Annotated in this window: 1 protein-coding gene; it reads left to right on the top strand. The window is 69.5% G+C overall.

What is annotated here, in order from left to right; all coding sequences use genetic code 11:
* On the top strand, positions 1-826 hold an 826-nt coding region (locus tag FXF50_RS29015; protein WP_148432109.1), incomplete at both ends, for an ABC transporter ATP-binding protein.

Here is an 826-nt window from a genome sequence, read left to right as displayed (position 1 = left end):
GGGGAGTCCGGCTGTGGGAAGACCACCACGGGTCGGATGCTGGTGCGGCTGCTGGAGCCGACCTCCGGCAGCATCGAGTTCGCCGGCCGGGACATCACCCACGCCCGCCGCAACCAGTTGCGTCCGTTGCGGCAGGACCTGCAGATCATCTTCCAGGACCCCTACGCGTCGCTGAACCCCCGGCACACCGTCGGCCGGATCGTGGCCATGCCGTTGCAGGTCAACCGGATCAACCCGCCCGGTGGGATCAAGAAACGGGTCCAGGAACTCCTGGAACTGGTCGGGTTGAACCCGGAGCACTACAACCGCTACCCGCACGAGTTCTCCGGCGGGCAGCGCCAGCGCATCGGCATCGCCCGCGCCCTGGCCCTGCGGCCGAAGCTGATCGTCGCCGACGAACCCGTCTCCGCCCTCGACGTGTCCATCCAGGCCCAGGTCATCAACCTGCTGCGCGACCTGCAACGCGACCTCGACCTGGCGTTCGTCTTCATCGCCCACGACCTCGCCGTCGTGCGGCACTTCTGCCACCGCGTCGCCGTCATGTATCTCGGCACAATCGTGGAAATCGGCGACCGCGACGACATCTACCAACGGCCCCAGCACCCCTACACCCGCGCCCTGCTCTCCGCGATCCCCGACGTCACCACCCTCGGCCCCGCCGGACGCATCCGCCTCACCGGCGACGTGCCCACACCGCTCAACCCGCCGTCGGGCTGCCGCTTCCGCACCCGCTGCTGGAAAGCCCAGGAACGCTGCGCCACCGAGGAACCCGCGCTCGTCCCCCGGGACGGCGGCAACCAGGCCACCGCCTGCCACTACCCGGAGA

This window comes from Micromonospora sp. AP08 (assembly GCF_008085935.1).
GTDB classification, from domain to species: domain Bacteria; phylum Actinomycetota; class Actinomycetes; order Mycobacteriales; family Micromonosporaceae; genus Micromonospora; species Micromonospora chersina.
Note: the sequence above shows the minus strand (reverse complement) of the source record. Positions and strands in the feature narration are given on the sequence as shown.